This window comes from Halobacillus salinarum (assembly GCF_022919095.1).
Taxonomy (GTDB): Bacteria; Bacillota; Bacilli; order Bacillales; family Halobacillaceae; genus Halobacillus_B; species Halobacillus_B salinarum.
Genome location: NZ_CP095073.1, coordinates 2104419 through 2124335 on the forward strand (window position 1 = coordinate 2104419; position 19917 = coordinate 2124335).

21 protein-coding genes and 1 other annotated feature are annotated in these 19917 nt (G+C 42.3%); all 21 genes read left to right on the forward strand.

What is annotated here, in order from left to right:
* Positions 1-133 precede the first annotated feature (133 nt).
* The 21 genes from dnaJ to glyS all read left to right on the forward strand — a co-directional run bounded on the left by dnaJ (position 134) and on the right by glyS (position 19863).
* Positions 134-1258, forward strand: coding sequence for a molecular chaperone DnaJ (dnaJ, locus tag MUN89_RS10720; RefSeq protein ID WP_244713464.1), 1125 nt, complete (start codon positions 134-136; stop codon positions 1256-1258).
* 126 nt (positions 1259-1384) lie between these two features.
* Complete coding sequence (gene prmA / locus MUN89_RS10725) at positions 1385-2326, forward strand: 50S ribosomal protein L11 methyltransferase (protein WP_244713466.1); 942 nt, start codon at positions 1385-1387, stop codon at positions 2324-2326.
* A 10-nt stretch (positions 2327-2336) separates the two neighbouring features.
* On the forward strand, positions 2337-3095 hold the full coding sequence (locus tag MUN89_RS10730; RefSeq protein WP_244713469.1) for a 16S rRNA (uracil(1498)-N(3))-methyltransferase: 759 nt from the start codon (positions 2337-2339) through the stop codon (positions 3093-3095).
* Positions 3096-3101: 6 nt separating this feature from the next.
* Positions 3102-4445, forward strand: a complete 1344-nt coding sequence (mtaB, locus tag MUN89_RS10735; protein ID WP_244713471.1) for a tRNA (N(6)-L-threonylcarbamoyladenosine(37)-C(2))-methylthiotransferase MtaB — start codon at positions 3102-3104, stop codon at positions 4443-4445.
* 152 nt (positions 4446-4597) lie between these two features.
* Positions 4598-5269, forward strand: coding sequence for a deoxyribose-phosphate aldolase (gene deoC / locus MUN89_RS10740; protein WP_244713473.1), 672 nt, complete (start codon positions 4598-4600; stop codon positions 5267-5269).
* Between the two features lie 228 nt (positions 5270-5497).
* Positions 5498-5671, forward strand: a complete 174-nt coding sequence (gene rpsU, locus MUN89_RS10745) for a 30S ribosomal protein S21 (RefSeq protein ID WP_244713476.1) — start codon at positions 5498-5500, stop codon at positions 5669-5671.
* A gap of 24 nt (positions 5672-5695) precedes the next feature.
* Positions 5696-6142, forward strand: coding sequence for a GatB/YqeY domain-containing protein (locus MUN89_RS10750; RefSeq protein ID WP_244713478.1), 447 nt, complete (start codon positions 5696-5698; stop codon positions 6140-6142).
* 113 nt (positions 6143-6255) lie between these two features.
* Entirely contained in the window at positions 6256-7602 is a 1347-nt protein-coding gene (locus tag MUN89_RS10755) for an NfeD family protein (RefSeq protein WP_244713481.1), read from the forward strand.
* 12 nt (positions 7603-7614) lie between these two features.
* Positions 7615-8610, forward strand: a complete 996-nt coding sequence (gene floA, locus MUN89_RS10760; RefSeq protein ID WP_244713483.1) for a flotillin-like protein FloA — start codon at positions 7615-7617, stop codon at positions 8608-8610.
* A gap of 28 nt (positions 8611-8638) precedes the next feature.
* Entirely contained in the window at positions 8639-9070 is a 432-nt protein-coding gene (locus tag MUN89_RS10765) for a hypothetical protein (RefSeq protein WP_244713486.1), read from the forward strand.
* A gap of 71 nt (positions 9071-9141) precedes the next feature.
* Positions 9142-9429 (forward strand): sporulation protein YqfC, encoded by a 288-nt coding sequence (gene yqfC, locus MUN89_RS10770; protein WP_244713488.1) that lies wholly within the window; start codon positions 9142-9144, stop codon positions 9427-9429.
* An 11-nt stretch (positions 9430-9440) separates the two neighbouring features.
* Positions 9441-10619, forward strand: coding sequence for a sporulation protein YqfD (gene yqfD / locus MUN89_RS10775; RefSeq protein WP_244713491.1), 1179 nt, complete (start codon positions 9441-9443; stop codon positions 10617-10619).
* Positions 10620-10643: 24 nt separating this feature from the next.
* Complete coding sequence (locus tag MUN89_RS10780; protein ID WP_244713493.1) at positions 10644-11606, forward strand: PhoH family protein; 963 nt, start codon at positions 10644-10646, stop codon at positions 11604-11606.
* Positions 11607-11671: 65 nt separating this feature from the next.
* Positions 11672-13795, forward strand: coding sequence for an HD family phosphohydrolase (locus tag MUN89_RS10785; RefSeq protein ID WP_244713495.1), 2124 nt, complete (start codon positions 11672-11674; stop codon positions 13793-13795).
* Positions 13792-14265 carry an rRNA maturation RNase YbeY gene (gene ybeY / locus MUN89_RS10790; RefSeq protein ID WP_244713725.1) on the forward strand — a complete coding sequence of 158 codons (474 nt, stop codon included), beginning with the start codon at positions 13792-13794 and terminating at the stop codon, positions 14263-14265. The genes MUN89_RS10785 and ybeY overlap by 4 nt, the downstream gene beginning before the upstream one ends.
* Complete coding sequence (locus MUN89_RS10795; protein WP_244713498.1) at positions 14240-14632, forward strand: diacylglycerol kinase family protein; 393 nt, start codon at positions 14240-14242, stop codon at positions 14630-14632. Before ybeY ends, MUN89_RS10795 begins: the two co-directional genes overlap by 26 nt.
* Before the next feature lie 72 nt (positions 14633-14704).
* Positions 14705-15610, forward strand: coding sequence for a GTPase Era (gene era, locus MUN89_RS10800; protein WP_244713500.1), 906 nt, complete (start codon positions 14705-14707; stop codon positions 15608-15610).
* 66 nt (positions 15611-15676) lie between these two features.
* The gene (locus MUN89_RS10805; protein WP_396266092.1) at positions 15677-15856 is read left to right on the forward strand and encodes a YqzL family protein; all 180 of its coding nucleotides are present in this window, start codon (positions 15677-15679) and stop codon (positions 15854-15856) included.
* A gap of 17 nt (positions 15857-15873) precedes the next feature.
* Positions 15874-16617 (forward strand): DNA repair protein RecO, encoded by a 744-nt coding sequence (recO, locus tag MUN89_RS10810; protein WP_244713729.1) that lies wholly within the window; start codon positions 15874-15876, stop codon positions 16615-16617.
* 50 nt (positions 16618-16667) lie between these two features.
* Positions 16668-16844 (forward strand) — a binding site (T-box leader).
* Positions 16845-16898: 54 nt separating this feature from the next.
* On the forward strand, positions 16899-17786 hold the full coding sequence (gene glyQ, locus MUN89_RS10815) for a glycine--tRNA ligase subunit alpha (protein ID WP_244707640.1): 888 nt from the start codon (positions 16899-16901) through the stop codon (positions 17784-17786).
* A complete protein-coding gene (glyS, locus tag MUN89_RS10820; protein WP_244707642.1) occupies positions 17779-19863 on the forward strand; it encodes a glycine--tRNA ligase subunit beta in 2085 nt (694 codons plus the stop codon). Before glyQ ends, glyS begins: the two co-directional genes overlap by 8 nt.
* Positions 19864-19917: the final 54 nt, after the last annotated feature.

Below are 19917 nucleotides of genomic sequence, written 5' to 3' on the forward strand. Positions count from 1 at the left end.
GGTAGAATGAAAAAAGTCAAAGTCAGGATCTTCTTGGCTTTGACTTTTTTTAACGCGTGAAAAAGTTGCTGAAACAACCTGAAAAATGTTATTATGAATTTTATGCTATAGTGCCCGGGAGAGTGATCGACAAGTGAGTAAACGTGATTATTATGAGGTCCTCGGGGTATCGAAAGATGCTTCCAAGGAGGAAATAAAGAAAGCTTACCGTAAACTGGCACGCCAATACCACCCGGATGTCAGTAAAGAGGAAAACGCAGCAGATAAATTTAAAGAAGCCAAAGAGGCTTATGAAACGCTAAGTGATCAGCAAAAGCGTGCTCAGTATGACCAGTTCGGCCATGCTGGACCTAACCAAGGCTTTGGCGGTTTTGGTGGAGGAGCAGAAGATTTCGGCGGCTTTGGAGATATTTTCGACATGTTCTTTGGTGGGGGAGGCCGCAGACGCGACCCTAACGCTCCCCGGAAAGGTGCCGATCTTCAATATACCATGTCCTTAGACTTTGAAGAGGCAATCTTCGGTAAAAGCACCACGATTGAAATTCCAATTGAAGAAGATTGTGAAACATGCGGCGGCGACGGTGCAAAGCCGGGAACTTCTCCTGAAACTTGTCCTCACTGTCAAGGTTCAGGGCAAATCAATCAGGAACAGAACACGCCGTTTGGCCGCGTAGTTAATCGCCGTGTATGTCACCATTGTCAAGGAAGCGGTAAAATTGTTAAGGAAAAATGTCCAGATTGCGGCGGCAGAGGACGGATAAATTCACGGAAGAAGATTAACATTGATATCCCGGCTGGTATCGATGAAGGTCAGCAAATCCGTGTTCCAGGAAAAGGTGAAGCTGGCGTAAACGGCGGACCTGCAGGGGATTTATTCGTAGTGATCCAGGTTAAGCCGCACGAATTCTTTGAACGCGAAGGAGACCATATTTTCTGTGAGATTCCTTTAACCTTTACCCAAGCAGCACTTGGCGATGAGATTGAAGTCCCTACGGTCCATGGAAAAGTTATGCTGAAAATACCAGCAGGAACTCAGACAGGCAAAACGTTCCGTCTGAAAGATAAAGGTGCTCCAAATGTTCATGGCCGCGGTCATGGGGATCAACACGTGAAGACAAAAGTGATAACTCCAAAAAATCTCACTGAACGTCAAAAAGAATTGCTTCGTGAATTCAATGATATCAGCGGTAATGAAGCGACTGAAGAACAGCACGGCAATTTCTTTGAACGTATGAAACGTGCTTTTAAAGGTGAGTAGATAAAGCAAAGGGAGAGTGTCTAGGACGGAAGGTCAGACTGGGGGCAATCATTCGCCGGTTCCATTGTCCAGATACTCTCTTCTTTTATTTCATAAACAAATACTTAATAAAGTGAGTTGATCCGAGTGAAATGGTCAGAAATCTGTATACACACGACCAATGAAGCGATTGAACCTGTATCTAATATCCTTCACGAATCCGGAGCCAGTGGTGTGGTGATTGAAGACCCTCAAGACATGATCCGCGAAGAAACAGCTTTAGGTGAGATTTATGAATTAAATCCTGAAGATTATCCGGAAGAAGGCGTTTACGTAAAAGCATATCTTCCTGTGAACAGTTTTTTAGGAGAAACAGTGGAGGAAATAAAGCAGTCGATCAGCCAGCTGTCTTCCTTTGATATTGATGTCGGTAAAAATCTTATTTCCATTAGCGAAATCAATGAAGAAGACTGGGCCACAGCTTGGAAAAAATACTATAAGCCTGTTAAAATATCTGAAAAGATAACCATCATCCCTACTTGGGAGAAGTACACACCGGTTTCCACTGATGAAATCATAATCGAAATGGATCCTGGCATGGCTTTTGGAACAGGTACTCATCCAACTACTGTGTTAAGCCTGCAGGCGCTGGAGCAATACTTAAAAGAAGGTAACCAAGTCCTCGATGTTGGAGCGGGCTCGGGCATTCTTAGTATCGCTTCCGTTTTGCTTGGTGCAGAGCACGTGTATGCGTTTGACCTGGATGATATTGCAGTAGCCAGTACGTTGAACAACGCTAGTCTGAATCAGGTGGAAAACAAAATTTCAGCAAAACAAAATGATTTGCTGAAAGGTGTGGAACCGGGGGCTGATTTAATCGTCTCCAATATTTTAGCTGAAATCATTGTCCGTTTTACTAAGGAAGCTTATCATGTAATTAAGCCTGGAGGTTATTTTATTACTTCAGGAATTATTTCAGGAAAGAAAGACTTGGTAAGAGATCAGTTGATAAGCTCAGGTTTTGAAATCGTTGAAACCAATAAAATGGAAGACTGGATATCCATTATAGCCAGGAAGCCAGGACAATAGGTGGCGTGTTATGGTACAACGTTATTTTGTGGACAAGGAACAATGGTCCGAGCAATATGTTTCCGTCACAGGAGAGGATGTCCATCACATTTCCAGAGTAATGCGGATGGCTCCAGGGGATGAAATTATCTGCATAAAGAAAGATGATCAGTTGGCTGCGAGTTGTGAAATAACTGCGATAGAAAATAGGCAGGTGCTTTGCAGAATAGTGGAACGCCTTGAAGAAAACAGGGAATTGCCTGTAGATGTTACAATTGTCCAAAGTATTGGAAAAGGCGATAAACTTGAGCAAGTGATTCAAAAAGGCACCGAGCTGGGTGCTCACAGTTTTATCCCTTTTCAGGCTGAGAGGTCAATTTCCAAGTGGGACGAGTCTAAAGCGAGAAAAAAAGTAAACAGGCTCGAAAAAATTGCTAAAGAAGCCAGTGAGCAGTCCCAGCGCTCCCATATACCTGAAGTTTCTCTGCCGGTTGATCTTAATCATCTCCTTGATACGGCAGAAGAGTTTGATGTAAAAGTATTTGCTTATGAAGACGAAGCGCGGGCAGAGGATTTTCATTCCTTAGCGGATCATTTTGCTCATGTAAAGGAAGGAATGAGGATTCTAGTAGTCATCGGTCCTGAGGGTGGATTTTCTGACCGGGAAGTCAGCCAGCTGTCTGCGGCTCATTTTGAGACGGTGAGGCTGGGACGGCGAATCCTTAGAATGGAAACGGCCCCTTTGTATTACTTATCTAGTGTTTCCTACCATTTTGAAGAGTTGAGGTGAAGATGAATGCCTAATGTTGCATTTCATACGCTGGGTTGTAAAGTGAATCATTACGAAACAGAAGCAATCTGGCAATTATTTAGTGATCGAGGATACGAACGAGTGGACTTTGAACGTCCTTCAGATGTTTATGTGATCAATACTTGTACAGTAACCAATACGGGGGATAAAAAAAGCCGGCAAGTTATTCGCAGGGCAATTCGTAAAAATCCTGATGCCGTGATCTGCGTTACTGGTTGCTATGCGCAAACATCTCCAGGGGAGATCATGGACATCCCTGGTGTAGATATTGTTGTAGGTACGCAGGACCGTGTGAAAATGCTGGACTATATTGAACAGTTCAAGAAGGAACGCCAGCCCATTAACGGGGTTACGAATATTATGAAAAACCGTGTGTATGAAGAGCTGGATGTCCCGGCTTTTACTGATCGCACTAGAGCCTCATTGAAGATTCAGGAAGGGTGTAACAACTTCTGTACTTTCTGTATTATCCCGTGGGCACGCGGATTAATGCGTTCCCGTGATCCGGAAGCTGTCGTAAGTCAGGCACAGCAGCTTGTCGATGCAGGCTATAAAGAGATCGTTTTAACAGGGATTCACACGGGCGGTTACGGAGAAGACATGAAAGATTACAATTTAGCGATGCTTCTAAGAGAACTGGACAAACGCGTCCAAGGTCTCAAAAGAATTCGCATCTCTTCTATTGAAGCGAGTCAAATAACAGATGATGTGATTGAAGTTCTTAACGACTCTGATAAAATCGTGCGCCATTTGCATATTCCGCTTCAATCCGGATCTGATACCGTATTGAAAAGAATGAGAAGGAAGTATACGACCGAATTTTATAAAGAAAGAATTGACAGAATTAAAGAAGCACTGCCTGGTCTTGCGATTACTTCAGATGTTATTGTCGGTTTCCCAGGGGAAACAGAGGAAGAATTCATGGAAACATACAACTTTGTAAAAGAAATCGGTTATTCCGAGCTGCATGTCTTTCCATTTTCGAAACGCACAGGTACGCCTGCTGCCCGGATGAAAGATCAAATCGATGATGAAATCAAGCATGAGCGTGTCCGGCGATTAATTGATTTATCTGACCAGCAAGCGAAGGAATACGCTTCTCAATATGAAGGAGAAGTGCTTGAAATGATTCCAGAAGAGCATTCCAGAGATGAAGAAGGAAGGCTAGTAGGATACACAGACAACTATCTAAAAGTGAAGATTTCAGGAAGCGATGACTTGATTGGTGAGATTGTTAGAGTGAAAATTACCAAAGCGGGTTACCCTTATAATATAGGGGAGTTTGTCCGTGTTATGGATGAACCTTCTCAAGTTTCACTTAGTTCCTGAAACTTTTAAACCGCTGTGAGGAAATCATAGCGGTTTTTTATTAGAGCAACGGGGAATCTTTCCTCTTACTTATAAGGAATGCATTCTGTCGTGAATCATGCTATGATACAATAGATGTACGAACAACTCAATTTCTGAAGGGACGATGATTTATGGAACAAAATTTAGCAAAAATGATTGATCATACACAATTAAAGCCGGATACAACAAAAGAAAAGATTACCCAAATATGTAAAGAAGCTAAGGAGCACCACTTTGCCTCAGTGTGCATTAACCCCCACTGGGTAAAGTACAGCTATAGTCTTTTAAAAGATACAGACGTGAAGGTTTGTACGGTGATTGGTTTTCCATTAGGAGCAACGACTACAGAAACTAAATCATTTGAGACGCGGCAGGCGATTGAAAATGGTGCGACTGAAGTAGATATGGTGATCAATATCGGGGAATTGAAATCCGGTAATACGGATGCAGTGAAAGAAGATATTGCAGCTGTTGTGATTGAAGCTGGGGAGAAGGCATTGGTGAAGGTAATCATCGAGACTTGTCTTTTAACAGACGAAGAAAAAGTAACCGCCTGCGAACTAGCCAAAGCGGCTGGAGCACATTTTGTAAAAACTTCTACAGGATTCTCTACCGGAGGAGCGACTGTTGAAGATATCAGTTTAATGAGAAAAACAGTCGGTCCTGAATTGGGAGTAAAAGCTTCTGGAGGAGTTCGTGATTACAAAGGTGCAAAAGCAATGATTGAAGCCGGGGCAACAAGAATTGGTGCTAGTTCAGGAATTGCGATCCTCAACGGAGAACAAGGTACATCTGATTATTAAAAGGAAGCGGCACGAACAATTTTTTTCTCATAAAAGTGGTCCGTCGTTTTCTCTTATAAGACCCTTGATTGTTTACAGTTCAGGGAATTATAATTTTGTAGAAACGATGTCAGTTATTAATAAAAAAGTTGACCACACGCAAGGCATATAATATAATTGTCAAAGGTATGGGACACCTGCTCATACAGTTTAGTAACAGTTTTTTTGCTTCGGAGGGAGGGAAATAGCATGTCAAAAACAACTCGCGTTCGTAAAAACGAGTCTCTTGAAGATGCTCTTCGTCGCTTCAAGCGCAGTGTATCTAAAAGTGGTACACTAGCAGAATATCGTAAGCGTGAATATTACGATAAACCAAGCGTTCGCCGCAAGAAAAAATCTGAGGCAGCTAGAAAGCGCAAGTAGTGATTAAAGAGGGTGTTAGTTAGAATGACTATTACTGAACGCCTGACCGAGGATATGAAAACGGCGATGAAGGCAAGGGATAAGCAAACTCTTTCCGTTATTCGCATGGTGAGAGCTTCAATGCAAAATGAGGCTATCAAACTTGGAAAAGGCGAATTAACTGATGAAGAAGAATTAACTGTTTTAACCCGTGAGGTAAAACAGCGAAAAGATTCCCTCCACGAATTCGAAGAAGCTGGACGCGATGATCTTGTAGAAGGACTTCATTATGAATTGGAAGTTTTACAAAGATATATGCCGGAACAGCTGTCAGAAGAAGAACTTGAGCAAATTGTTCAAGAAACAATTCAAGAGGTAGGAGCTTCTAACAAGAGTGACATGGGTAAAGTCATGAGTGCAGTTATGCCTAAAGTTAAAGGCAAAGCGGATGGCTCCCAGGTAAATAAGCTCGTGCTAAAGCAATTATCCTAAGTTTAAAGGTCTCTCTAATTCAAGAGAGGCCTTTTTATATACTTTGAAACTATTTGGCAATCCTATACGTATAGGTAGTAACCGAAAGGATGATTGGGGGAGGTGAGAAGTGGATGGTTAGACGCATGCAAAGGATCGTCGTTTATTCTTTGCTGATCACAGCTGCAGGTATCATAGGCTTTCAGCTTTTTTTGAATGCGGTTTCTGCTAAAGGAGAAGGGAAGCTTGTCTATATCATCCCTGTATCAGAAACAGTGGAAAGGGGAATGGCTGCTTTTCTTCATCGGACGACAGATGAGGCAATAGAAAATGGTGCAGATCAAATCATTTTTGAATTAGACACGCCTGGAGGAAGGGTAGATGCTGCTGGGGCAATTGGAGAGATAATTCAGGACTTAACTGTTCCTAATACAGCTTTTATTACAAGCAGGGCTTATTCTGCAGGTTCATATATCGCGTTAAACACCGATCAGATTTATATGAAACCTCAGGCAACTATGGGTGCTTCAGGAGTGATTAACTCCGATGGAACCGCAGCAGATAAGAAAGCTCAATCTGCCTGGATCTCTTCGATGGTAGCTGCTGCGGAATCGAACAACAGGGATCCTCTTTATGCAAGAGCGATGGCCGATAGCAAAGTCGATTTACCTGAATATGGAGCCCCTAAAGGGGAATTTCTAACGTTGGGACCTTCACAGGCAAAAGAAGTCGGTTATGCAGAAGGAATTGTTAATGATCGCACCGAATTGCTAAATGAGCTGGGTCTTTCGGATGCAAAGATCGTTGAAACGTCCCCGACTCTTGCAGAAAACCTGGCAAGATTACTGACCAATCCAGTCGTTATTCCAATTTTGCTTTCGGTCGCAAGCCTGGGGCTTGTCGTAGAATTGTATTCCCCTGGATTTGGTGTGCCTGGAATTATGGGCATTCTATCGCTTGTATTATTCTTTTATGGACATATTGTAGCAGGCCTGGCTGGGTACGAAGCGATTGTATTACTAATCTTGGGAATTGGACTCATTATTGCTGAATTGTTCCTGCCGGGAGGCATTGCGGGAATCGCCGGTGTCGTAGCCATTGTGGCCTCTTTAATGCTTTCTTCAGCCGATATGGGACAGATGGCGATGAGCATCGGGATCGCTGTCATCGTTACGATTGCCGGCTCACTGCTGATGTTTAAGTTCTTTGGATTGGAGCGGGGTTTTTTCCGGCATGTGATCCTTAATGAATCAACTTCTGCTGAACAAGGCTATCTGTCTTCTGTGACACGTCTTGAACTGATTGGATTAGAAGGAGTAGCTCTTACACCTTTACGTCCTTCAGGCACCGCAATCATTGATGAAGAACGCCTCGATGTAGTAAGCGAAGGGGGTTTTATTGGCGCAGGTGAACAAGTAAGAGTGGTAAAAACAGAAGGAGCAAGAATTGTAGTGAGAGCAGTAAATACTATGAATAACTAGGAGGAAGATGAAATGACGTTAAATGAACTGATGCCCATTATTATTGTCGGGATCATAATTATTGTATTGGCTGTTCTACTGACATTTATTCCAGTTATGCTTTGGATCAGTGCCCTTGCGGCCGGGGTGAAAATTAGTATATTTACTTTGGTAGGGATGAGACTGAGACGGGTTATTCCATCACGAGTCATTACTCCCCTGATAAAGGCGCATAAAGCAGGAGTGAATGTTAATACGAATCAGCTGGAAAGTCACTACCTTGCTGGAGGGAATGTGGACAGGGTTGTCAATGCTCTGATCGCAGCACAGCGAGCAAACATCGAGTTAAGTTTTGAACGGGCGGCAGCTATCGATCTCGCAGGAAGAGATGTGTTGGAAGCCGTACAAATGAGTGTTAATCCTAAGGTGATCGAAACGCCGTTTATTGCCGGGGTAGCTATGGACGGGATTGAAGTAAAAGCTAAAGCGAGAATTACCGTGCGGGCAAACATCGACAGGCTTGTCGGTGGTGCTGGTGAAGATACGGTAATTGCTCGTGTTGGAGAAGGGATTGTTTCGACAATTGGTTCAAGTAAGAACCACAATAAAGTACTGGAAAATCCTGATTTGATCTCTCAAAACGTGTTAGGAAAAGGGTTGGACGCAGGAACAGCATTTGAGATTCTTTCGATTGATATTGCTGATATTGATATTGGCAAAAATATTGGGGCGATCCTGCAAACCGACCAGGCAGAAGCAGATAAAAATATTGCTCAAGCGAAAGCAGAAGAACGAAGAGCTATGGCTATCGCCCAAGAACAAGAAATGCGTGCCCGCGTCCAGGAAATGCATGCAAAAGTAGTGGAAGCAGAAGCCGATGTACCACAGGCGCTTGCTGAAGCCCTTCGCTCTGGAAAGATGGGCGTCATGGATTACATGAATTATCAAAATATTAATGCAGATACAGATATGAGAAAAACACTAGGAAAATCCACTGACGATGAAAACAGTGATGAAGAAGAGAAGTAATCCTTTTTAAGCAGAAAGGAAGATAAGAATGGAAGATCTTTTCAGCCTGGTGTTCAGCAACATGTTTATCCTGTTAGCGATTGTTTTTGGAATCTACAGCTGGATTAAACGGGCTGCCCTTGGTCAACAGAAGACGGATTCTAAGCGGCAAAAGAATAATCCAGACTCAGAAATACGTGGAGAAAGCGCGTCGCAAAATCACGGCCAAGAACCGGAAGAACGACAAACGCCTGGCAGAACGTTTACTTATGAAACACCGAATAAAGATATTCATAATGCGCCGATTCAGGAAGATGAAATGAAAGTGCATATTGAAAAGAACAAACACCCGGGTTCGACTCGCTCTTCAAGAAAGATTAAGTGGAATAAAAAAAGCGTATCGGACGGAATTATTATGGCCGAAATCCTCGGTCCTCCACGTGCCTATAAGCCTCATAACTCAAATTATAGAAAAAGATAAGGAAACGCACGAATTGTAGTGATACAATTCGTGCGTTTTTCGTATAAATAGAAAAGAAGGGAGGAAGTCGGATGTCAAAATGGAAGCAGCAGCTCCGTGCTTGGTTAGGACGTTCTTTCGATTTACCTTCTGATGTGATGCTCGATTTACCGAGAATTACAACGATAGGTTCCATCCACGTTTACATAGAGAACCATACGGGTCTTTTGCATTTCTCTGACGAAGAAGTAAGACTTCAGTATAAGCAAGGTCAGATCAAGATTGTAGGACGTGATTTAGGTGTGAAAATGATGCTGAAAGAAGAAATACTGCTGGAGGGCAGTCTTCAATCAGTGGAATTTCTTCCGCTAAACAAGTAAGGGGGGATGATATGTCTCAGAGGCAGCACGATTATTTCCTTGGCTTAATAACGATAAAAGTAAAAGGGAAGCTTATTGAACCTTTTCTTCAGGCATGTGTTCGAAATGGGTGCCATATTACGAACGTTAGAAGAATCAATCCAGAAGTCATTCAAATGACAATCCGTTTAAAAGATTGGAGCACATGCAGGAAATTACGGAAAAATTATCAATGTAAATTTAAAGTAGTGAGTCGTAAAGGAATTCCATTTCTTTTTCAGCACATGCTAAAAAGAACCTCCCTTGCAGCTGCTTTTATCTTGGGTGTCCTTCTTGTTTTTCTTCTAGCCAACACGTTATGGTCGATTCATGTAGAAGGATTGAACCCTGAGCTCAGAGCAAGTGTGGAAAAGCAGTTGAAAAGCTATGGAGTCGCCCCGGGAAAGTTGACGATCGGAATGGATGACCCAAACGAGATTCAACGAAAACTGCTCGACGATGTCCCTGATCTTTTATGGATTGGTGTCAAAAAGCAAGGGACAAGCTATCACCTTTATGGAGTTGAAAAAACAAGGCAGGACAAAAATGTGAATACCCATCCTGCTGATCTCATAGCTGTAAAAAAAGGAATGGTAATTAAAACATTTATAAAAAAAGGGCGGCCGCTTGTATCTGTTTATGATGTTGTAAAAAAGGGACAAAGGCTGGCTTCAGGCAAGTTGGTAGAGGGGAAAGACAATAACGCTGTAGTCCGGGCTGAAGGAGAAGTCATTGCTGAAACCTGGTATAAAGCAAGCCTTTCTGTTCCAGTCAAGCAGCAGCTGAAACTGACGAATGGAGACGCTGAAAAAGAGTATCAACTTCAATTTGGAAAAATATCCATTCCCATCTGGGGATGGTGGCATAAACAAGATCAACAAAAGAGAGCTGAGAATTACGTCTCAGATTGGTCCGTTTTAAAATGGAAGCTGCCTGTTCACTTAAGCACTACTTATTACTATCATTCGGAAGATCAGGCGAATTCTTATTCCAATAAAGAAGCGGTTTCAAGAGGAACTGAAACAGCAAAGCAAAGCCTGTTTCAGCAGCTTCCAAAAGACTCAAAAATCATTGAAGAAAAAGTTTTGCACGAGAGTGAGGAGAATGGTAAAGTAAAATTAATCCTATTATTTAAAGTATATGAGAATATTGCTGCCACACGTAATTATTAAGAACGTAACCCAAGGAGATGGAGTATGCAGGAAGACTTAAAAACGATTGATATCCAATTGGATAACACCTCAGAAGCTTTAGCACTATTTGGCACTGAGGATAGAAATTTAAAACAAATCGAAGAACAGCTAAAAGTCTCAATTATTTCCCGGGGAGAACGAGTGAGTGTTTCCGGACAAGCAGAGCACGTTCAACTGACAGAAGACATTTTGCTCGCCGTTCTTGCCATTATCCGCAAAGGACTAACAATTACAGAAAGAGATATTGTTTATGCTGTGGACCTAGCAAAAAAAGGTAAAATTAATCAATTTGAAGCTCTTTTTGAGGATGAAATTACCCGGAACACAAAAGGGAAGTCCATACGTGTCAAAACGCTTGGTCAAAGAAATTACGTAAATGCGATTAAAAAGCACGACCTTGTGTTTGGTATCGGTCCAGCCGGGACAGGAAAGACATATCTAGCCGTTATCATGGCTGTCAACGCCCTGAAGAAAGGAGAAGTAAAACGGATTATACTTACACGCCCTGCGGTGGAAGCTGGAGAAAGTCTCGGATTTCTGCCCGGCGATTTAAAGGAAAAGGTGGATCCGTATTTACGACCTCTTTATGATTCACTGCACGATGTCTTCGGTGCTGAACACACTGCAAGACTCATTGACAGAGGTACGATAGAAATTGCCCCGCTTGCGTATATGCGAGGGCGTACACTGGATGATGCCTTTGCTATTCTTGATGAGGCACAAAACACGACACCAGAACAAATGAAGATGTTTCTTACGCGTTTGGGATTTGGTTCAAAGATGATTATTACAGGGGATATCACGCAGGTAGACTTGCCTAGAGGAGTGACCTCCGGATTAAAAGTGGCTGCAGAACGTCTCAGTCATGTAAAGGGATCCGCTTTTATTCATCTTGATCAGACAGATGTAGTCCGTCACCCGCTTGTGCAGCGGATTATTAACGCGTATGAAGAAAAGCAGTCATAAGGCCCAACAGATTTGGGTCTTCTTTCATATTAAGGCATGGAATTATTTGGCACCGGGAGGGCGCTATGGATAATCAAATTAAGAAACGGTTAAAAGGCTATGTTCTCCGCTATAGTATTTGGTTAAAAGTTGGAATACCTTCTTTGCTTTTTGCTGTGTTCTTTTTTGCTTTATCCATTTCCAACGTTTATACAAAGACTTATCATTTAGACAAGTTCAGTACAGCTGGAGAAACCATACGATCGCCAATCACTGTGGAAAATAAACGGAAAACGGAACTGGAAATCAGAAAGGCAACACAGGCAGTAGAAGAAAGGTATACAGTGTCTACATCCATCTCAGAGGAAAGGTTAGGGAAAATAGAGGAAATATTTGATGCAGTAAGGGAGGTCCGGGACTCAGGTTCGCCCCAGCTGTCTAATGAAGAAATTTCTGTTAAACTGCGTAATCTACTGTCAGATGATATCATCGAAGACCTTCCCCTCGGTGTATTCCAGCCTTTCCTTGAAGCAAATAAGCAGGATTTAGCTGCTGCTGAAGATCTCCTTATTTCTTCTCTCCAGTCTTCCTTTGACGAAGGAATAAAGTCGACCGACCTGACACATGCTGAAGACAATCTTCAGTTGAAAGTTCAATATTCCCAACTCCCGAATGCTATGAAACAATCGGTTTCAGATTTAGGAAATTTTGCTTTAGTTGAAAATGCCTTGTTCGATCCTCAGAAAACAAATGAAGCCAGAAAAAAAGCGGCTTCTCAAGTCGAACCCGTAATTATCAGAGCTGGAGAAGTTCTCGTAACCGAAGGGGCTACAATTACAAACGATGTGTATGAAGAACTCCAGCTCACAGGCTTGCTGGATCAACAGAGAAATGGGCTCCCATTGCTGGGGTTAGGTGTTTTCTCATTATTGCTTGGAGCGATTATTTTTTACGAATGTCTGCGGCTCATTTCAAAAGAACAGTTACATGTACGGCATTTGGCCGTAATCCTGCTCATTTCCATTTTCATGGCCGCAATCATGAAAATTGTCAGCCTGTACACCACGATCAATCAGCCCATTTATTATGCACTGCCAGCAGCGACGGGCACGATGCTTCTAAAGCTTTTGTGTAACGAACGAATAGCTCTTGTCCTGTCAATCGTGTATACTCTTATGGCTTGTCTATTATTTAACGGTGAAACTGCGGGCATGTTAAATGCAAACGCTGGCATTTACATAGCGCTGTCCCAGCTTGCGGGTGCCTACTTTCTCGTCAATACAAAAGACCGGCTGTCCATAGTTAAATCAAGTACAGGAGTGGCGGTTGTCAATATATTATCCGTTGTTTTCTTTATATTCATTTCCTTTGAAAAATATGCCTGGCTGGATGTGGTTCTTTACAGCGGCTATGGGGTGATTGCAGCTTATCTGGCTGCTGTGTTGACGATTGGGCTGCTCCCTTTTATTGAAGCGGGATTTGGTATTTTGTCAGATAGTAAATTGCTCGTTCTTTCCAACCCGAACCATCCTTTGTTAAGAAAAATTCTTATAGAAACGCCGGGAACTTATCATCACAGTGTCATGGTCGCAAATTTGAGTGAATCTGCCTGCGAAGCCGTAGGAGCAAATGGTTTGTTAGCAAGGGTAGCTGCTTATTATCACGACTTAGGAAAGACGGAGCACCCTCATTACTTTATCGAAAACCAGATGGGAATGAAAAACCCTCATGACTTCCTGGAGCCGGAGCAGAGCGCTGAAATCATTATCAATCACCCATATGATGGTGCGAGACTGCTGGAGAAAGAAGGACTTCCTAAAGAAATTGTTGCCGTGGCTAGAGAGCATCACGGCACAACGCTGCTCAAGTATTTTTATCATAAGGCGAAGGAAAAGGGGAAAGAAGTATCTGAAGAGGATTTCCGTTATCCAGGTCCGAAGCCGCAATCGAAAGAAGCTGCAATTGTAAGCATTTGTGATTCAGTGGAAGCTGCTGTCCGCTCTCTGAACCATCCGACTGAAGAAAAGATTCGTTCGATTGTTCATTCGATCATTGAAAACAGGCTGCTGGATGAACAATTTGATAACTGCCGGTTAACGTTTAAAGAACTAAAAATTATCGAAAATTCAATTTGTGAAACGCTGCAAGGGATCTTTCATTCAAGAATTCAATATCCAAATACAGATAGGTTGGTAAAGGAGGCAAAATAATGATTCAAATCGATTTTCAGGATGAAACAGAGTCGATCGATGAGGCTTTCGAGGATTTGATTAACCGAATTATTCAATTTGCAGGGGAAAAAGAGAATATCCCTGACGATTCAGAAGTATCCATCAGTTTTGTCGATGATACAAAAATTCAGGAGCTTAATAAGGAATACCGCGGAAAAAACCAGCCGACAGATGTTATTTCTTTTGCTATGCAGGAGCAGGGGGAAGGAGAGATGGAAATTGTTGAAGATGAACTTCCGTTGATGCTCGGGGATATCGTAATTTCTGTAGACAAAGCAAAGCAGCAGGCTGAAGAGTACAAGCATTCACTTGAACGAGAATTAGGTTTTCTCTCACTGCACGGTTTTTTACATTTATTAGGGTATGACCATATGGACGCCGATGAGGAGAAAAAAATGTTTGGCAGACAAGAGGAAATTCTCAATGAATTTGGACTCAAAAGATCCTAAGCCGAAGAAAAAGTTCATAGGGTTTATTTTTGCCTGGAGGGGAATCGTTGAAGTTTATAAAACAGAAAGGAATTTCCGTTTTCACGTCGCAGCAGCGATTGGCGTCGTAGCAGCAGGGTTCTTATTCGATGTAACCAGGTTGGAATGGGCTGTCCTTCTTACGATCATTCCTTTAGTTATGGCTCTTGAAATGATTAATTCGAGTATAGAGAGAGTAATGGATTACTTAAGCCCAGAGAGAGATCCTCTTGTAGGAATGATTAAAGATATCTCTGCTGGCGCTGTGCTTGTTGCATCGATTTTCGCAGTCCTGATTGCTATCTTGATCTTTCTCCCTAAAATGATATCCTTCAGCTGGCCTTGGTGAAAATGAATGGTATTTGTAGTAAGATAAGAATACGCTGCATTTATTATTTAAGTGAACAATGGAGGAACAACAATGACAGAAATATTTAAGTCGGGCTTTGTCGCAATAGTAGGAAGGCCGAATGTCGGGAAATCAACATTTATGAACCGCGTTATTGGCGAAAAAATTGCGATCATGAGTGATAAGCCCCAGACAACAAGAAATAAAATTCAAGGCGTATTTACTGATAAAGAAGCACAAATTATATTTATAGATACTCCTGGTATTCATAAGCCCAAGCATAAGCTTGGAGATTATATGGTTCATGTGGCTGAGAACAGCCTTAATGAAGTGGACGCCGTGATGTTCATGGTCAATGCCGAAGAGGGTTACGGCAGAGGCGACCAATTTATTTTAGACCGCTTGCAGAAAGTATCTCAGCCCGTGTTTTTGGTATTAAATAAAATAGATCGAGTCCACCCTGACCAGCTGCTACCTTTGATCGATCAATATCGTGAGAAGCTGAGTTTTGAAGAGGTCGTTCCTATTTCTGCTTTGGAAGGGAACAATGTCAGCCATCTTCTTGAGGTTTTGAAGGGGTTACTGCCTGAAGGGCCGCAATTTTATCCTGAGGATCAATTGACAGACCACCCGGAGCGATTTATTGTCAGTGAGTTTATCCGGGAAAAAGTCCTGCATTTGACCCGCGAAGAAATCCCGCATTCCATTGCTGTCGTGATTGAAAATATTGAACAACGCGAAAACTCTAATGCTGTTTTAATTCAGGCAGCCATTATTGTGGAACGTCAGTCACAAAAAGGGATTATTATCGGGAAGCAGGGAAGTATGCTGAAGGAAATTGGAAAACGAGCAAGGAAAGATATAGAGGCGCTTCTCGGCAGCAACGTTTATTTAGAGCTATGGGTTAAAGTACAGAAAGACTGGAGAAATCGTCAAGTTCAACTCAGTGATTTTGGCTATCGTGAAGAGGATTATTAACACTGGAAAAAATTAAGCCTTATGATTTTCACCTCGGGAAACATTCTAATAATGTAACGTATGTTTATGACTGACAGTGGAAAGGCGGTGTTTCTTGTGCTCGATTTACCTTGGAATGTGTTTCGGCAGACAGGAAACATAGAAACCTATTTGTTAATAAAAGAATTGGAGATATCAGAACAACAGGCTGATGGTCAGCCAAATGTCCTCGCTGAAAACGAAACTTCTGACGACCCTAACATTTAAAAAAGCAGGTGAACAGGTTGTTGGAAAAAATAGAAGGGATTGTCCTTCGTACGAGAGATTATGGAGAAACCCATAAGATCGTAACTCTTATGACCAGGGAAAAGGGAAAGATTGGTGCAATGGCCCGAGGGGCTAAAAAACCAAAAAGCCGCATGGCTGCTGTAACCCAGCCATTTATCCACGGCATGTATTTAATTCAACTTGGCAGCGGGCTTGGATCCATGAGTCAAGGGGAGATGATGACGTCCTTGAGGTCTATACGGGAAGATATCGTTCTTGCAGCCTATGCTTCTTATTTAGCCGAAATGACGGATCGTCTCATTGATGAAAAACAGCCCGATCCCTTTTTGTTTGAACAGCTCCTTCAATCCTTTATTTGGATAGCAGAGGGGAAAGACCCTGCCATTATCAGTATGATTTACGAGTTGAAAATTTATAAGAAAGCAGGATTTGCTCCTCAGCTGGACCAATGCGTGAATTGTGGGAGTACCAGTGCCCCCTTTTCCTTTTCTATATCAGAAGGGGGATATTTATGTTCAAGCTGCCGGCACTTAGATCCAGAAGCTTCCCATATGAGTGATCCTCTAGCGAGACTTTTTCGTCTTTTGTTACATATGGATGTTAAAAGGATCGGTCAAATATCCATAAAACCTGAAAATAAAAAACTTTTGCGCCAGCTGCTTGATCAATACTATGATCAATACGGAGGTTATCTCTTAAAATCAAAGAAATTTTTGAACCAGCTTGATTTGTTTGCGTAGCTTATTGACAAACGTAAAAAGTTTAAGTATTATTTTTTATACTAAAATTTATCATTGCGACGAAGGAAAGTAGTAGCTGAATACCTCCCCATAACCAGCGAGCCTGTGACGGTGAAAGACAGGCGGGTAAGGTGCAGTGAAGGCGTTCTGGAGCATAAGTTATACAAAGCGGCTCTCTTAAAGATAGAGAGCAAGTAGGGTGGAACCGCGGAAATCCCGTCCCTATGTCAGTGAGACATAGGGACGGGATTTTATTGTTTATGGAAAAGGGAGGAAATGGCATGAATATTCAAAATATGATCTTAACCTTGCAGAGACACTGGTCCAACGAGGGATGTCTACTCATGCAGGCGTATGATGTAGAAAAAGGGGCCGGCACAATGTCGCCTATGACTCTTCTACGCAGTCTTGGGCCAGAGCCATGGAACGTGGCGTATGTAGAGCCTTCTCGCCGCCCGGCTGACGGACGTTACGGGCAAAATCCAAATCGGTTGTATCAGCATCACCAATTTCAAGTCATTATGAAGCCTTCTCCTGATAATATTCAGGAACTTTATTTACAATCCTTGGAAGCCCTCGGGATCGATCCCTTAAAGCATGACATCCGTTTCGTTGAAGATAACTGGGAGAACCCTACCTTAGGCGCTGCGGGCTTAGGATGGGAAGTATGGCTTGACGGCATGGAAATTACCCAGTTTACTTATTTCCAGCAAATTGGAGGCTTAGAAGCAAGGCCGGTTTCTGCTGAAATCACCTACGGTCTGGAGAGACTTGCCTCCTATATTCAGGATAAGGAAAATGTATTCGAATTGGAATGGACCAATGGTGTAACTGTCGGTGATATTTTTATGCAGCCGGAAGTGGAGCATTCCACTTATACCTTCGAAGAGTCTGATGAAGAAATGCTTTTTACTTTATTTAATACTTACGAAAAAGAGGCAGCAAGGATTATGGAAAAAGGCTTAGTTTTTCCTGCTTACGATTATGTACTTAAATGCTCCCACACTTTTAATCTTTTAGATGCCAAAGGAGTCATCTCTGTAACGGAGAGAACGGGATACATCGGCAGGGTGAGGAAGCTTGCTCGGTCCATTGCTAAAGCCTATGTACAGGAACGTGAGCGTTTAGGCTTCCCAATGCTGAATGAGGAGGATGGTCTTCATGAGTAATACTGTATTGTTTGAACTTGGGCTCGAGGAAATGCCGGCAAGGTTTATGGATGACGCCCTCCACCAGTTACATTCAAAAACTATAAGCTGGCTTAAGGATCACCGGATTCCTTATGGAACAGTAGCTGTGTTTTCAACTCCCCGCCGGTTAGCTGTGAAGATTACAGAAGTGGAATCAAAACAGCCTGATATTGAGGAAGAAGCGAAGGGGCCGGCCAAAAACATCGCCTTAACCGAGGCAGGAGAGTGGACAAAAGCAGCAATAGGTTTCTCAAAAGGACAGGGAAAAACGGTCGATGATATTTATTTTAAGGAGATCAATGGAACGGATTACGTCCATGTGACAAAATTTATTAAAGGAACGAATACGAGTGAACTATTTCGTGAGTTTAAGGACGTATTTTTAAGTCTTACTTTTCCGAAAAACATGCGCTGGGGGACTTCAGATCTTAAATATGCCCGCCCGATTCGCTGGATTACTGCCTTGTTTGGAAAAGAAATCATTCCTTTTGAAATCGAAGGTGTACACACGAGCAGCGTTACCTTTGGACATCGTTTCCTCGGCAGTGAATTAAGACTGGAAGAAGCGGGAAGATATGAAGAGACGCTAGAGGATCAATTCGTTTTAGTCAATGTGGAGACTCGAAAAGAAAAAATTAGAAGGCAGCTGCACGAGCTCGAGAAAGAAAATCATTGGCAGCTTGTCCTAGATGAAGAGCTGCTTAATGAAGTTACTCATTTAGTAGAGTATCCGACGGTTTTCAGCGGCAGCTTTAATGAAACTTTTCTGGAAGTACCTGAAGAAGCTCTTATTACTTCCATGAAAGAACATCAGCGTTATTTTCCAGTTCGAAATCATCAAGGTGAATTGCTTGCCCATTTTGCTGGGGTTAGGAATGGGAATGAGGATCATATTGACATCGTTGCAAAAGGAAATGAAAAAGTATTAAAAGCCCGTCTGTCTGATGCTCAATTTTTCTTTGAAGAGGATCAGAAAACTTCCATCCATGAATATTTAGCAAAATTGAACCGAATGGTTTATCAAGAAGAGTTAGGTACTCTACGGGATAAAGTAGATCGGATTGTAGCCATAACTGAAAAACTTTGCAGCACGCTCAAGCTGGATGAAAGCACGGGTACATTGGCCAAACGCGCAGCAGAAATTTGTAAATTTGACTTAGTTACCCATATGGTAGATGAATTTTCCGAGCTCCAAGGAGTTATGGGTGAAAAGTATGCCCGGCTTTTTGGGGAAGATGAAGCGGTAGCTGCGGCGGTTAATGAACATTACATGCCAAGGCAGGCAAATGGAAAACTCCCGGAAACTGAAACTGGATCAATTGTGAGCCTTGCAGATAAGCTTGATACGATTGCTGGTTCGATTGGAATAGGGAATATTCCAACAGGATCACAGGACCCATATGGCTTACGCAGGCAGGCTCTGGGTATATTGGAAACCATTCAAAAACAACAGTGGTCCGTCAAACTTGAAGATCTCATAGAACTTGTTTTGTCCATGTATGAAGAGCTGAATTTATCTCTCCGTCCGTTAAATGAAGTGAAAGAAGATCTGTTTGAGTTTTTCAAGCTGCGTGCTGAATACTTGCTTAAAGAAGCAAAGGTGGACCCGGATATTGTGGAAGCTGTACTCGCAGAAGGAGTTCAAAGCTACCCTTTTACACTTAAGAAAGCCAATCTTCTTATGCAGAAGCGTCAGGACGAAGCTTTTAAAGAGGTTCACGAGGCATTGGGAAGAGTATTAAACTTAGCCAAGAAAGCTGGTTCCGAGCAAGTAAATATCAACTTGTTTCAAAATCAATCGGAAAAAGAGCTTTATGAAGCTTACCAAAGCGTCCATGATTCATATTTGAATGCACTTGCCCGGGGAGACGCTGAAACGGCTCTATTTGAGTTAAGTGGACTTGCTTCAGTTATTCATCGCTTCTTTGATGAGACAATGGTTATGACAGATGAGGAAGATGTTAGAAAGAATCGGTTAGCACTGCTTCAGCTTATAGCTAATGACATTCTGCTATTTGCGGATATTAATGCAGTTCAATGGAAACAGCACTATTAACCTTTCAACTTTTACGCCTGTGAATATTTGAGATATAATTAATAAATAGTATGT